The sequence below is a fragment of the Stenotrophomonas sp. yr243 genome, assembly GCF_900184195.1.
Classification (GTDB): domain Bacteria; phylum Pseudomonadota; class Gammaproteobacteria; order Xanthomonadales; family Xanthomonadaceae; genus Stenotrophomonas; species Stenotrophomonas lactitubi.
In genome coordinates this window covers 591,637-605,294 of the sequence record NZ_FXWT01000003.1, presented here as the reverse complement: position 1 = coordinate 605,294, position 13,658 = coordinate 591,637, and the positions used below count along the sequence as shown (strand labels likewise).

9 protein-coding genes are annotated in these 13,658 nt (G+C 67.8%); 4 read left to right on the top strand and 5 right to left on the bottom strand.

Annotated features, from left to right (window positions below; genetic code table 11):
• Nucleotides 1-50: 50 nt before the first annotated feature.
• The gene (locus tag QOL57_RS15580) at nt 51-971 is read right to left on the bottom strand and encodes a M14 family metallocarboxypeptidase (protein WP_089235906.1); all 921 of its coding nucleotides are present in this window, start codon (nt 969-971) and stop codon (nt 51-53) included.
• Between the two features lie 131 nt (nt 972-1,102).
• On the opposite strand from QOL57_RS15580, the gene QOL57_RS15575 reads away from it, so the two are divergent.
• The 3 genes from QOL57_RS15575 (at nt 1,103) to QOL57_RS15565 (ending at nt 5,923) form a co-directional block, all read left to right on the top strand.
• Complete coding sequence (locus tag QOL57_RS15575; RefSeq protein WP_089235907.1) at nt 1,103-3,184, top strand: TonB-dependent siderophore receptor; 2,082 nt, start codon at nt 1,103-1,105, stop codon at nt 3,182-3,184.
• 63 nt (nt 3,185-3,247) lie between these two features.
• The gene (locus QOL57_RS15570) at nt 3,248-5,014 is read left to right on the top strand and encodes a chloride channel protein (protein ID WP_244900618.1); all 1,767 of its coding nucleotides are present in this window, start codon (nt 3,248-3,250) and stop codon (nt 5,012-5,014) included.
• Between the two features lie 192 nt (nt 5,015-5,206).
• Nucleotides 5,207-5,923 carry an MgtC/SapB family protein gene (locus QOL57_RS15565; RefSeq protein WP_089235909.1) on the top strand — a complete coding sequence of 239 codons (717 nt, stop codon included), beginning with the start codon at nt 5,207-5,209 and terminating at the stop codon, nt 5,921-5,923.
• Nucleotides 5,924-5,965: 42 nt separating this feature from the next.
• Here the strand turns inward: QOL57_RS15565 and QOL57_RS15560 are convergent, their stop codons facing one another.
• Nucleotides 5,966-6,370, bottom strand: coding sequence for a MerR family transcriptional regulator (locus QOL57_RS15560; RefSeq protein ID WP_089235910.1), 405 nt, complete (start codon nt 6,368-6,370; stop codon nt 5,966-5,968).
• A 64-nt stretch (nt 6,371-6,434) separates the two neighbouring features.
• Between QOL57_RS15560 and QOL57_RS15555 the strand changes: the two genes are divergently transcribed.
• Nucleotides 6,435-7,262 (top strand): class I SAM-dependent methyltransferase, encoded by an 828-nt coding sequence (locus QOL57_RS15555; protein ID WP_089235911.1) that lies wholly within the window; start codon nt 6,435-6,437, stop codon nt 7,260-7,262.
• Between the two features lie 84 nt (nt 7,263-7,346).
• Here QOL57_RS15555 and QOL57_RS15550 read toward each other — a convergent pair whose 3' ends face one another.
• The 3 genes from QOL57_RS15550 to QOL57_RS15540 form a co-directional block, all read right to left on the bottom strand.
• Entirely contained in the window at nt 7,347-7,637 is a 291-nt protein-coding gene (locus QOL57_RS15550; protein ID WP_170929478.1) for a hypothetical protein, read from the bottom strand.
• A gap of 120 nt (nt 7,638-7,757) precedes the next feature.
• On the bottom strand, nt 7,758-8,594 hold the full coding sequence (locus QOL57_RS15545; RefSeq protein ID WP_089235912.1) for an OmpA family protein: 837 nt from the start codon (nt 8,592-8,594) through the stop codon (nt 7,758-7,760).
• A gap of 61 nt (nt 8,595-8,655) precedes the next feature.
• Nucleotides 8,656-13,227, bottom strand: a complete 4,572-nt coding sequence (locus QOL57_RS15540; protein ID WP_089235913.1) for a YadA-like family protein — start codon at nt 13,225-13,227, stop codon at nt 8,656-8,658.
• Between the last annotated feature and the right edge of the window lie 431 nt (nt 13,228-13,658).

The window sequence follows — 13,658 nt, the reverse complement described above, 5'->3', positions numbered from 1 at the left end:
CACGCTGAAGTAGATCCACGCCATGCGTGGATGCACAGGATGTCAGCAGATCACGGGGTGGCGAGCGCGTAATCCAGCGCCGAGCACACCGCCGCCACCTGCGCGTCGTTGCACTGCTGCGGCGTCGCGCGCGGGCTGTCCGGGTAGACCTCGGTGGTGGTGGTGTACTTCGCCCCGGTGATACCGGCGCACAGGCCCAGCGGCACCAGCGCGTACTCGATCACGCCATGCGCGACCACCGGCGAACCGATGATCTCGCCCTTGTCGTCGGCCGGTGCTATATGGGTGACCTTCTCCACTTCGGCGACCACGGCCTGCTGGAACGTCGGCTGCGGATTCTCGCTGTCGTCCACTAGGTAGAAGCCATCGGGAATCAGGCCCGGTTCGAACGGCTTGCCGTCGCGCGCGGCAAGTGCGGGACGGAACTCGCTCTCGTCGCTGTCGGTGGTCTCGTGCAGGTCGATGTGCAGCACGAACTGGCCCTTCAACGGTGCAATCAGTTCGATGAGCGCCGTCGATTCGCGGGCCGGGCCGTCTGCGCGGAAGTTGCGGTTCGGGTCGATCGCATCGAAGTTCCAACGGTTGATGCGCTCGAAGCCCCACGGATTCACGCACGGCGCGACCAGCAGGTTGGCCTTGCCGGCATAGCTGGCGGCATGCTCTTCGAGGAATTCCAGCGCGCCCAGCACGCCACTGGTCTCATAGCCGTGCACACCGCCGGTCACCAGCGCGGCCGGCAATGCCGGGTTCCAGTCGCGACTGCGCAGGGCGAACAGGGTGTAGGTCTCGCCTGCATAGTCGAGCTGGCCGTAGGCCACCTTGTCGAAGCGCTCGGCCAGTGCATCGACGCGCGGCAGCACCTCCTCGTCGTAACGGCGCAGGCGCTGCTGGCGCGCACGCCACTGCTCCCGTTCCGCCACGCCCCACGGCTGGCCAGGGGTACCGACGGGGTAGAAAGCAGCAGTGGACATGGCAGATCTCAGCGGGTCAGGAGGCAATCGATCACTTTACCACCCGGCCAAAGCGCTGAACCGCACGTCGATTCCAATGGCGAATGGAATCAGCAATAATTCTCATTTACGCCCTTCCACTGCCCGCAACGATGCCCATCCCCGCCCTGCAACCGGCCCGCCTGCCCCTGGCCGCCGCCCTCGCCCTGTGCCTGCTCCCGGCCGCCAGCGTCTTCGCGCAGGACAGTGCCACAACCCTCGACAGCATCCAGGTATCGGGCAGCTGGCTGGGCACCGGCCTGCACGACAGCGTCAAGAGCTTCGCCGGCGCACGTACCGTGGTTGATCGCCAGCGCATCGAGGCCAGCGGCGCCGCCAGCCTGGGCGATGCCATGCGCCGCATTCCCGGCGTGCAGGTCACCGACAACTCCGGCACCGCCGGCAGCTCGGTGTCACTCAACATCGGCGTGCGTGGCCTGACCGGTCGCTACTCGCCGCGCTCGACCGTCCTGCTGGACGGCGTGCCGCTGGCGGTTGCGCCGTACGGCCAGCCGCAGTTGTCGTTTGCCCCGGCCAGCCTGGCCAACATCGAGTCGATCGACGTGGTGCGTGGCGGCGGCGCGGTGCGCTACGGCCCGCAGAATGTCGGCGGCATCATCAACTTCAGTACCCGTGCCATTCCGACCGCGGCTGGGCTGCACGGCGAGGCCGGCGTGCGCTACAGCGCCTACGACCACGGCGGCGGCGACAGCACGCAGTACAACGCCTTCCTCGGCGGCACCGCCGACAACGGCCTGGGCATGGCCCTGCTGTATTCCAGGCAGGACGGCCGCGGCTGGCGCCAGGGCAGCGATGACCGTTTCGACGACCTGGCACTGAAGTTCGCCTATGCCATCGATGCGCAACAAGAGCTGCGCGCCAAACTCTCGTACTACGACGTGCGCTCGCTGACTCCCGGTGGCCTGACCCGCGCCCAGTACGAGACCGATCCGTTCCAGAACACCCGGCCGACCGACTTCTGGAAGGGCCATCGCACCGGCATCGACCTGGGCTACACCAACACGCTGTCGCAGAACAGCGAGTTCGAGGTGCTGGCGTATTACAACGAAAGCAACCGCGCCAGCTCGCTGATCAACGCCGCCAACACGCAGATCACCGTGCAGCCGCGCGACTACCGCGTGCTCGGCATCGAACCGCGCTACACCCAGCGCCTGCACTGGGGCAGCAGCGTGCACGACATCACCGCTGGCTACCGCTTCCTGCGCGAGCGCGGCAATGACCGCAGCTACACCGTGACCCGCCGTACCGGTGCGGCCGGCGCGACCACCCGCTTCGACAACGCCACCGATGCCCACTCGTTCTACGTTGATGACCGCATCGCCATCGGCCAGTGGCGGATCACGCCCGGCGTGCGCATGGAGTGGATCGACATGGACCGCCAGCAGGCCGGTGGCGGCGCGACCTTCAGCAGCCGCAACGACAAGGCCCTGCCCTCGCTCAACGTCGCCTACCTGCTGACCCCGCAGCTGACCGTGTTCGGCAACTACACCACCTCGTTCGGGCCGGTGCAGAACATCCAGCTCAACTCGCAGAGCGCGACCAATCCGCTGAACCCGGAAATCGCCAGGACCACCGAGCTGGGTGCGCGCTGGCAGGATGGTGCGCTGCGCGCGGAAGTGACCGTGTTCAAGATGCGCTTCGACAACCAGATCCTGCAGATTCCAGGCATCACCCCCCCGACCTTCCAGAACATTGGCGCCACCGACCACAAGGGTGTGGAAAGCGCGGTCGAGTACCGCTTCGCCGAGAGCAGCGCGCTGGCGGGGCTGGAGCTGTACGCGAACTACACCTGGACCAAGGCCATCCAGCAGTCCGGCGACAATCGTGGCCTGGATGTGCCCTTCTATTCGCGCGATACCGACAGCATCGGCGCCCGCTATGCGCTGGCCGGCTGGACCTTCAACGTGTCCAGCACCCACCAGAGCGGCCAGTTCTCCGATGCCGCCAACACCTGGAACGAAACCGCCGATGCCCGCGTGGGCCGTGTGCCGGGCGTACGCCTGTGGAACGCGCAGGCCGCCTGGCAGCTGCCGTGGCTGGCCGACAGCGAGGTTGCGGTGGGCGTGAACAACCTGGCCGACAAGCGCTGGTACACCCGCAACGTGGATGGCAACGCCGGCCGCATGGTGGCCGCACCGCGCACGTTCTACGTGCAGGGCCGCTACCGCTTCTAAGCGCGGAAGTCGCCTGATGCGGTGACGGTGGCGCTCACGGTGGCGGCGTATCATGCCGCCACCATGTCGTCCGCCGCTTCGCCATCGCGCCTGCATCTGGCCTTCCAGGGCCTGCGTCTGCGCCTGCGCGGAAGCGACCTGTGGTTCATCGCCCTGGCCCTGCTGGTCGGGCTGATCGCCGGTGGCCTGACCCTGCTGCAGGCTGGGCTGGCACGCACCCTGCAGACGGCGCTGTATGGCCTGGACGAGGGCATGCGCCTGAGCTCACTGCCCGCGCTGACCTGGACCGCGCTGCTGGTACTGCCGCTGGGCGGCCTGGTGGTGGGCCTGGTCAGCCTCGCTGCAACGCGCCTCAAACGCCCCCTGCTGGATGCCGTGGAAGCCAACGCGCTGCACGGCGGCCGCATGTCGATGCGCGACAACCTGATCGTGCTGACCCAGACCCTGGTCTCCAATGGCTGCGGCGCGTCGGTCGGACTGGAAGCGTCGTACACGCAGATGGGTGCGGGCAGCGGCTCGCAACTAGGGCGTGTGATGCGCCTGCGCCGCAACGACGTGCGCATCCTGGTCGGGGCCGGCGCGGCCGGTGCGATCGCCGCAGCCTTCGGCGCACCGCTTGCGGGGGCGTTCTATGCCTTTGAGATCGTCATCGGTGCCTACACCCCGGCCGCACTGGCGCCGGTGGCGGTTGCGGCGCTGGCCGGCGCCTTCGTTGCCGACCAGGCCGGCGTGGAAGCCTATCTGCTGCCGGCGGCATCCACCATCGACGTGCGCGCAGCCGACTATGCGATCTACGGCCTGCTCGGCTGCTGCTGTGCGATGGTCGGCATCGCGGTGATGCGCCTGATCGCCTCCATCGAGGGCACGGTCAAGCGCAGCCCGTTGCCGCTGTGGGGGCGCCCGGTAGTGGGCGGCCTGCTGCTGATTCCGCTGGCACTGGCCAGCCCACAGGTACTGTCGTCCGGCCACGGAGCGCTGCACCTGGACCTGACCACCCATCTGCCGCTGATCTGGATCGGCGGACTGCTGACCCTCAAATGCCTGGCCTCGGGCATCTCGCTGGGTTTCGGCTTCCGCGGCGGCTTGTTCTTCGCCTCGCTGTTCATGGGCACCCTGGTCGGCACGCTGTTTGCCGGGTTGCTGGCGATGGCCACCGGCGTGCCGGTGGTCGACGCCACGTCGGCGGCGCTGGCGGGCATGGCCGCACTGGCCGCGGCGGTGGTTGGCGCGCCGATGACCATGGCCATGCTGGTGCTGGAAGGCACCCACGATTTCCTGCTGACCAGCGTGGTGATGAGCGCCGTGCTGGTGTCCAGCACCCTGGTGCGCCAGTGGTTCGGCTACTCGTTCTCGACCTGGCGCATGCATCTGCGCGGGGAAACCATCAAGAGCGCGCGTGACATCGGCTGGGTGCACAACCTCAATGCCGGGCGGATGATGCGCAAGGGCGTAGCCACTGCCCCGGCCGACCTGGATGCCGCTGCCTTCCGCCAGCGCTTCCCGCTGGGCTCGGGCAGCCGGGTGATCCTGATCGACAGTGAAGGCCACTATGCCGGCATCGTGCAGATTCCGCGCCTGTTCGGCGACGGCGTAAAGCCCGAGGATGTGGTGGGTACGTTCGCCGAGAACCGCGACGTAGCACTTGCCGCCAGCGCGGACGTGGTCAGCGTGATGCAGCGGTTCGACCAGACCCAGGCCGACGAGCTGGCGGTGGTGGCCGACGATGGCCAGGTACTGGGCGTGGTGTCCGAAGCATTCGTGCGCAAGCGCTATGCGGAGGAGCTGGACAAGCGCCAGCGCGAAATGATGGGCGAGCGCGTCGACGAGTAGATCCACGCCATGCGTGGATGATGTCCCGGCAGCCCCCACCCATCCACGCATGGCGTGGATCTACTGCACAGCCAGGCCCCCGGCTGCGCGTCGACTGGTAGATCCACGCCATGCGTGGATGATGTTCCCGGCACCCCCACCCATCCACGCATGCGTGGATCTACTGTCACCTGCGGGAGGTAGACTGCGGCCATGCGCTTCATTGAAACCTTCCAGTCCGGCCCCTTCGCCGACACCGTGGTCAGCCTGCTGGCGGCGTTCGTGCTCGGCACCCTGATCGGGGCCGAACGCCAATACCGGCAGCGCACCGCCGGCCTGCGTACCAACGTGCTGGTAGCCGTTGGCGCCGCCGCCTTCGTTGATCTGGGCATGCGTATCGCCGGCAGCGCCGAGGCCGTGCGGGTGATCTCGTACGTGGTCTCGGGTGTCGGCTTCCTCGGCGCCGGCGTGATCATGAAGGAAGGCATGAACGTGCGCGGCCTGAACACCGCCGCGACGCTGTGGTGCTCGGCTGCCGTGGGCAGCTGTACCGGTGCGGACATGCTGGCCGAAGGCGTGCTGCTGACCATACTAATCATCGCTGGCAACACCCTGCTGCGGCCACTGGTGAACGCAATCAACCGCATCCCGATCAACGAAGCCGCCAGCGAAGCGACCTACGAAGTGCGCCTGAGCGTGGATGCCGACGCGGTGCCGCGCGTGCGCGAGCGTCTGGTCGATGCACTGGAAGCGGCACAGTATCCCGTCGGCGATGTACAGCTGGTCGAGCACGCCGATGCACCCACCGATGTGATCGCAGTCCTGGTCAGCACGGCGGTCAGCGCCGACGAACTGGACGTGGTGCTGGCGCGGATGGAGCAGGTGCCGGGCGTGCTGCACGCCACGTGGGAAGTCAGCACCCGCGATTGAACGGGTGTCGGTAGTTCATCACGCATGGCGTGGCTCTACTGCTCATGCATGCGCCAGGCGCTGCTGCGCACGCAGCAGTCTGCGGAACGAGGCGCAGCGCCGCGCATCCTCGGCGTGCGGGCAGGCCGCAGCCCGCCGCAGCCGATCCTGCGCCCGCTGCAGCTCGCGGATCTGCCGCTGCAGGGCATCGGCCTGGGCCAGCAATGCCTTGCGGTCCAAAGAAAGCCCTGCCCCCTGCGGCATCGCCGTGCCGATCTGCTGCAGCGACAGACCGGCTGACTGCCCCAGGCCGATCAACGCCAGCCGTTCCAGCACCTGTTCGTGGTACTGCCGGCGCAGGCCGCGCCGCCCCAGCACCTGCAACAGGCCCAGCTGCTCGTAGTAGCGCAGGGTCGAGGCCGGTACACCGCTGCGGCGCACCACTTCACCGATATCCAGTTCCCGCATCGTGCTTGACCTCAAGTGGGCTTCAAGCGCCACCATGGTCGTACTCCCCGCGCAAGGCAAGCCCATGGCCGATTCACTCCCGCTCGATCAGAACACGCTCTGGAACGGCCCTGCTGGCGAGAACTGGGTCGCGCAGCAGACCCTGCTGGACGGCTTGTTCCAACCGATGGCCGATGCGCTGCGCGACGAGCTGCCGGCTGCCGTCACGGAACTGCTGGACATCGGCTGTGGCACCGGCGCCAGTACGCTGACCGCCGCCACGGCGCGTCCCGGTGCGCATTGCACCGGCGTCGACATCTCCGCATCGATGCTCGCCCTCGCCCGCCAGCGTGCCGCCGCGATCGGGCGCGACATCGACTTCATCGTGGCCGATGCGCAGCGCCATGACTTCGCAGCAGCGCGCTACGACTGGATCCAGTCGCGGTTCGGGGTGATGTTCTTCGAGGACACGCAGGCCGCCTTCGCCAACCTGCATCGTGCCGCCCGAGCCGGCGGGGGCCTGCGCTTCATCGCCTGGCGCAGCGCACAGGACAATCCGTTCATGACCACCGCCGAACGCGCCCTTGCAGACCAGCTGGCGCTGCCAGCGCGAGCACCGGGTGCACCAGGACAGTTCGCCTTCGCCGATGGCGAGCTGGTGCGTCGGCTGCTGCAGAGTGCCGGATGGCAGGACGTGGACGTATCGCCGCTGGACCTGACCTGTTTCCTCACCCGTGATGCGCTGGCCAGCTACGTCGGCCAGCTTGGGCCCGTGGGCCTGGCCCTGCGTGCGCTGCCGGCCGTACGCGCCGATGCGCTGCTGCAACACGCGCTGGCTGAGTTCGCATCGTTCATCGACGGTGATCGCGTGCGGGTGGAAGCCGCCTGCTGGATGATCCGCGCCCGCGCCTAGCAACAGGAAAGGGGACGGAGGGGATCAAGTCGTTCATGCCCCGGCTGTGCGGGAAACGACTTGATCCCCTCCGTCCCCTCTTCTCTACAGCGCCTCGCCGGCGTCGGCCAGCCGCGATTCGATCAGCGCGTACCACTGCTCGAGCATGTCGACCAGCATGTCCAGCTCGGCGTCGGCCCGCTGCGCGCGGCCGCTGCGCAGGCAGGCCTGCGCTTCCTGCAGCTGGGTGAGGAAGCCTGCAACGGTGTCGGCCTGCAGGATCAGGCCCGGCAGCCGGCGCCCGGGAATGCGCACCACCGCATGGTTGCCGAGCTGGCCGTACACGCTGAGAGTGGCTTCCGTCTTCATGGACAAGGGCAGGAATTGGGCATTCATCAGGTGCACCAGGGAGAAACCTGCCCACCGGCAGGCGTGGAAAACGGGGGAGACGTTTCCACGTCCTGCCGGCAGAACAGGGGGGACTCGGGATGCCGGGGCGGGCCCGGGCACGGGGATTCAGTGCGCTCGGGCCACGCCAGCGATCTGCACCCGGCGATTGGGCGCCAGGCAAGCGATCAGTTCGCGCCGGTTGCGCTGGTCGCACTGCACCAGCGGTTCCGCCGCGCCCCGACCTTCGGCACTGATGCTCGCCGCTGATACGCCGCCCTGCACCAGCGCCATGCGGACCGCCTCGGCACGCCGCTGCGACAGCGTCTGGTTGTAGGCAGCGCTGCCGATCCGGTCGGTGTAGCCGACCACCTGGATCGACTGCACCTGGCTGGCCTCACGCACCTGCGCCAACACGCCCTGCACTGCCTGCTGGCCGGTGGCACTGAGCACCGCACTGTCGAAACCGAACAGCGCATCGGCAGCCAGTCGCAGCGGCTGCTCCGGCAAGGGCGCCGGCGGTGGCGGTGCGGGCGGACGCGGCGGGTCCAGTACGGCAGCGCACGATTCAGGCTTCCAGTAGCCGCCTTGGGCGATGCCCTTGTTGTCGAAGCGCACCTGGAACTGGCAGGTGAAGTATTCGGCGCCCTGTGCGGTGCGGAAGTTGAACAGGTAGTTCCACTCGCGCACGCCCCACATGCCTTCATTGAAATGCGGCGTACCCAGCAGCGAATAGAGCTGGCGCTTGCTCATACCCGGCGCGAAGCGGCGAAGATCGGCGATATCGGGATAGATGCCTTCCTTCAGCGAGGCCTTGCTGGCCTCCGGGAAGGTGACGGCAGTGCTGCCGGCGGGACCGTCGGCGGCCGGTGCGTGGCTGCGGCAGGCAACCAGCAGCCCTGCAGCCAGGATCAGGCACAGCGTGGCGGCGACGCGACCACTGCGAGCGATGCAATGCGGTTTCATGTCATTCCCCTGTAGACGTTGCCCGCTGCGCCGGGCCGCAAGTGCGACCCGGCGCGGGCGATCACCACTGGATGCCGGCACCGACGGCCACACCGGCCTCGCCACGGCTGTTGGTGGAACCACTGAACTTGTAGATCCAGCGGCCACCCTCGGAAACACCGGAGATGCCCAGGGCCACACCGGATTCGCCGTTGTAGCTGCCGGCAGCGATCGAGGCCATGTTGCGGCCGGCTTCGCTGGGCTGCGGCAGCGACGCGGTTGCCATCGCCGATGCGATACCGGCCGAGGCGCGGTTGTCGGTCTTGCGCAGGTCGCGTTCGAAGCCGCCCATGCGCTCATCGGTGTAGGCCTTCGACCAGTCCAGCGTCTGCGCCATGCCCGACTTCAGCTGGTCGACATTGACCGCGTCGGTACCGGCGGTGCCGGCGGCGACGTTGCGCACCGTGGTCGGGCCGCTGCTGGTGCTGCCCAGGGTGACGCTGTTGTAGTTGGTAGTGCCGTTGGTGGTGGTGTCATAGCGGATCGTGCCCTGCTGCGAAGCCTGCAGCTGACGCACGTTGACCGCATCCGTTGCCTGCGAACCATCGGCCACGTTGACCACCTGGCGTTCGGCACCGGCTGCCCCCACCGACACCGTATTGGCGCGGTTGGCGACCGAGCCTGCACCCAGCGCCACCGAGTTGTCGGCCTGTGCCTGCGAACCGTTGCCCAGTGCGGTCGAGTTCGCCCCGGCAGCGGTGGAGCCGGCACCGCCTGCGGCGGAGTTGGCACCGCTGGCAGACGGATCGGCCAGGTTGTTGCTGTTGTTGGCCCGGAAGCTGCCGGCGACGTTGGTGATGTTCTGGATCTTCTGGTCGGTGTAGGACTTGGACTGATCGATGGCGTAGTTCACGCCATTCTTCAGCTGGCCGACGTTGGTCGCGTCGTGGTCGTCGGAGCCATCGGCCACGTGGGTGACCTTGCGCTCGCTGCCGCTGCTGCCCACCGCCACTTCACCGGACGAGTTGCTGGCACCGGTCTGGCCGTAGGCACCGGTATAGCCGGTCTGCGCGCCGACGCTGGCCACCGAGCCGGCACCCAGCGCAACACTGTTACCTGCACTGGCATTGGCGCCGTTGCCGACCGCTACGCTGCCCGCGCCCGCTGCACTGGCCTGCGGGCCGACCGCCAGTGCTTCAGCACCGGTGGCCGTCGCCGCTGCGGCAGTGGAGTTGACCGCCAGGTACGGGCTGCCACCGCCGTTGCTGATGCGCTGGTTGAGCACCCGCAGCGAGCCATCCACTGCGGAGAACGCTGCGGTGACGTTGCTGTAGTCGTTGCCGGTGATGGTGCCATCGGTGGCGATGGTGGAGATGTTGAAGGTCGGCGCGGTCCACAGCCCGGTGCTGCCGTTGTACACGGTGCTGCCACCGAAGTAGCTGGCCACGGTCTGGTGGGTGCTGAACAGCTGGTCGCCGGTGATGGCATCGCTGCTGCCCGCCAGGATGCTGCCGGCAGCCACGTTGGTGACTTTCACCGGTGCACCGCCGGTACCACTGAGGGTCACGGTATCGACCACGTTGCCGCTCCCATCCACGTCGTACTTCACGGCGCGCTTGTCCAGGTCATCGGTCTGGTCGGCAACGTTGGCCAGCGAATTGCTGACCGCATCGAAGGCCGTGCCGACGTCGTTGTAGCTGCCCTGGCTGACGGTACCATTGGCGGCGACGTTGTTGAGCGTGTAGGTCGGTGCGGTCACCACGCCATTGGCATCCACCGCAGCGCCGCCGCCGAGATGGGTGGCCACGGTCTGGTTGGCCGCGAACAGCTGCGCACCGTTGATCGCTTCGCTGCTGGCCGCGCTGATCTGGCCCGGGCCGAGGTTGCGCAGCGTGGTGGCCGTGCCGGACTGGCCGAGCGTGGCGCTGCCGTAGTTGACGCTGCCGTCGCCGTTGACGTCGTAGCGCAGTGCGCCCTCTTCCGAGGCCTGCAACTGCCCCAGGTTGACTGCATCGGTGCTGGCGGTACCAGCGGCGACGTTGGTGACCTGGCGTTCGGCGCCTGCGGCACCGATCGACACGCTGTTGGCACGATCGGCCAAGCTGCCGGCACCGACAGCGATGCTGTTGGCTGCAGTTGCGCTGGCGCCGGCACCGACGGCGATCGATTCGGCGCCGCTGGCCACGGCTTCAGCTCCGGTCGAATTCACCCGCAGGTACTTGGTGCCGGTGTTGCGGATGTCGTTGATCTGCGTGTTGAGGTTGACCAGCGAGCCGTCCACCGCATCGAAGGCGTCGGTTACGTTGTCATACAGCCCCGAGGCCACGGCGCCACCGGTAGAGATGGTGCTGATCTCGAACAGCGGTGCAGTGAATGTGCTGGTGAGCGGATCGAATGCTGCACGTCCGCCAAAGAACTTCGCCATGGTGTCGTTGCTGGCGAACAGCTGCGCACCGTTGACCGCTTCGCTGCTGGTGGCGTTGACCGCGCCGGCGGCCAGGTTGCCGATGGTGGTGGTGCCGGTGCCATTGCCGAGGGTGACACGGCGGTAGTTGGGATCGCCTGCACCATCCAGGTCATAGGTGACCGCCGCTGCCCCAACCGCATCGATCTGGCTGATCGCGCCCTTCAGCTGGGCCACGTTGACCGCATCGGTGTTGGCGCTGCCGGCCGCGAGGTTGGTGATCTGCCGCTCGCCGCCACCGGCGGTGCCTACCGACACCTCGCCAGCGGACACCTGTGCGGTGGTCAGGCCGTAGGCGCTGTAGCTGGCCTGGGCGCCGCGCAGTGCAGCCGAGCGGTAACCCAATGCCACCGAATTGGCCTGGTTGGAGGTGCTCTCCGCGCCGAGCAGGGTCTGCCCGTTGGCGGTGCCGCTGGCGCTGTCACCGACCACCACCGAGTGGCCCATGCGTGCAGCGTAGTCGGCAGTGGGAACGCCGGTCGGATCGGTCGGATCATTGGCGCCCGCGCCGGGGAAGGCCACGCTGGCATCGACCTTCGGCAGCTCATGGCGGGCATTGGCGCCGATCACCACTTCCTTCGAACCGTTGGCATAGGCGCCATCGCCCATCAGCACCTGGTAGTCCTGTGCGGCGTTGACCGCCCAGCAGGAGATGTCGGCCAAGGCGATGTCCAGGCACTTGGCCGCCCAGGCCGGCGAGTCCTTGGGCAACAGCAGGCCCAGCAGGCCACCGGGATTGCCATTGTTGATGTTGTAGATGTAGCTGTCGGAGGTGACGCCGCCGATCAGGGTCAGGTGCGAGCTGCCACCGGTGACCGCGCCGCCCAATCCATTGAGCGTGGTACCGACCGGCGTGGCGTTGACCACCGGCAGACCAAGCACGTTGACCGTGGAGTAGGTCTGCATGACGTTGGCCGTGCTGAGCTTGAGGTTGCCGTTGGACAGGTAGCCAGTGCCGCCGAACAGGCTGGCGGTGGTCGGGCCGAGCAGTTCGGTGACACCGCCCACCAGGCCACCAGTGCCGATCACCAGGCCCGCATTCGGGTCGGCGGCTGCGGGCGCCTTCGGGCTGGTTGGCGGAATGGCCGACGGCGAGGTCAGGCCGAGGCTGCCCAGGGTATTGCCGACCAGACCGCCGACGGCCCCGCCGAGGTTGTTGACGGTGCCGGACAGATCGCCGTTGAGCAGGCTGCCCACTGCATTGCCAACACCATTCAGCGCAGTGCCGACACCATTGAGCAGGCCGCCCAGGCCGAGCGCGCTGTTCTGTGCGGCGGCGGTTGCGGTGCCGGCCAGCTTGAGGTTGCGATCAGCGACGAGTTCTTCGCCGTCCTTGCCCTGTACGCGCACCTTGCCCGCCACGCCGGCATCGAACGCGGCGGTGATCGCGCGGTCATCGGTGTCGCCCGGCAGCTCTTCCTTGGCCGGCAGTGCGACCGCGGCGCTGGCACCGACCTGGCCTTGCCCTTCGATGTGGTTGCCGGCCACGACCAGCTGCGAATCGACCTTGCCATCGACGGCCGCTTTCAATCCGGACGGCGTTGCACTTGCTGCGGCGGCAACGTGGGTACCGGCATCGACGCTGGCAACCGGCGTGCCGGCGATGCCGACGTTGGCCTTTGCTGCCGCATTGGCAGACAGGCCCAACGGTGCCTGCGCGGCCGGTGCGACGTTCGCGGCGACCGCGGCATCAACACGGGTGGCGGCGACGTTGCCGATGCCGATGTTGGCGCGGACGTCGGCGCCGAGCGCCGGTGCGGTCACCTGGCGCGGCGTGGCGCCGGCGGCCAGCTTGACCTGCACTGTGGCCGGCAGGACGTCGCGCACCACCGGCAGCGAGGTCGTGCTCAGCTGCAGGCCGACGCGTGCGTTCGCACTGATCGCCGGGTTCGCCTGGGCCTGTCGTGCGGCCGCTGCCAGCGCCACTTCGGCATCGACCTTCACCGGCATCGGCTGGGTGTACTTGGCTGCCAATGCCTGCAGATCGCGCAGCGATTGGCTGGACTCTGTTGCCGCCGCAGGCCCGCTGGCCAGCACGCACAGCAGTGCCAGGGCCAGGGTGCTGGGCACCAGAAGGCTGGCACGGCGGTCGCGCGGTGCGGTACCACCGCTATCGCCGGTGGCCAGTTCCGAGGCCACAACCAGAGCATTGAGCTGGCGGTTCCATACACGCCGGTAGATGCGGTTCATGAGCATTTCCCCCGTAGGCGGACAACTTGAATGTCAGTGGACTTGCCGTTAGGCAGGTGACTGACATTTCGCGCCTTTCAGCGGGGGCTGAGCACTTCATTCCGGCAGGGCAATCGCGCATTCCGGCAAATCCACGGCCGGATTCGGCAGCCGCATATGCAAATCCGGCAGGGAGGGCTGGCCGGGCTGCGCCCGGCACCTGCAGAGGCCAAGTCAAAGACAGCAGCAACGGCAAAAGCTGGGTTCCTGGGAGATGGCGGGGTGGGTCCGGTTGCGGGGGACGCTGCAAGTACGTCCATGTAAGCTCGGTCGCGCCATCCATGGCGCTCACGCCCCCGCAACCGGACCCACCCCGCCTTCGACAGTTTCCTGCACGCGTTGTAGCAGGGCCGGGCCATGCCCGGCTGAGGAGAAAGTCGGATCACCATTTT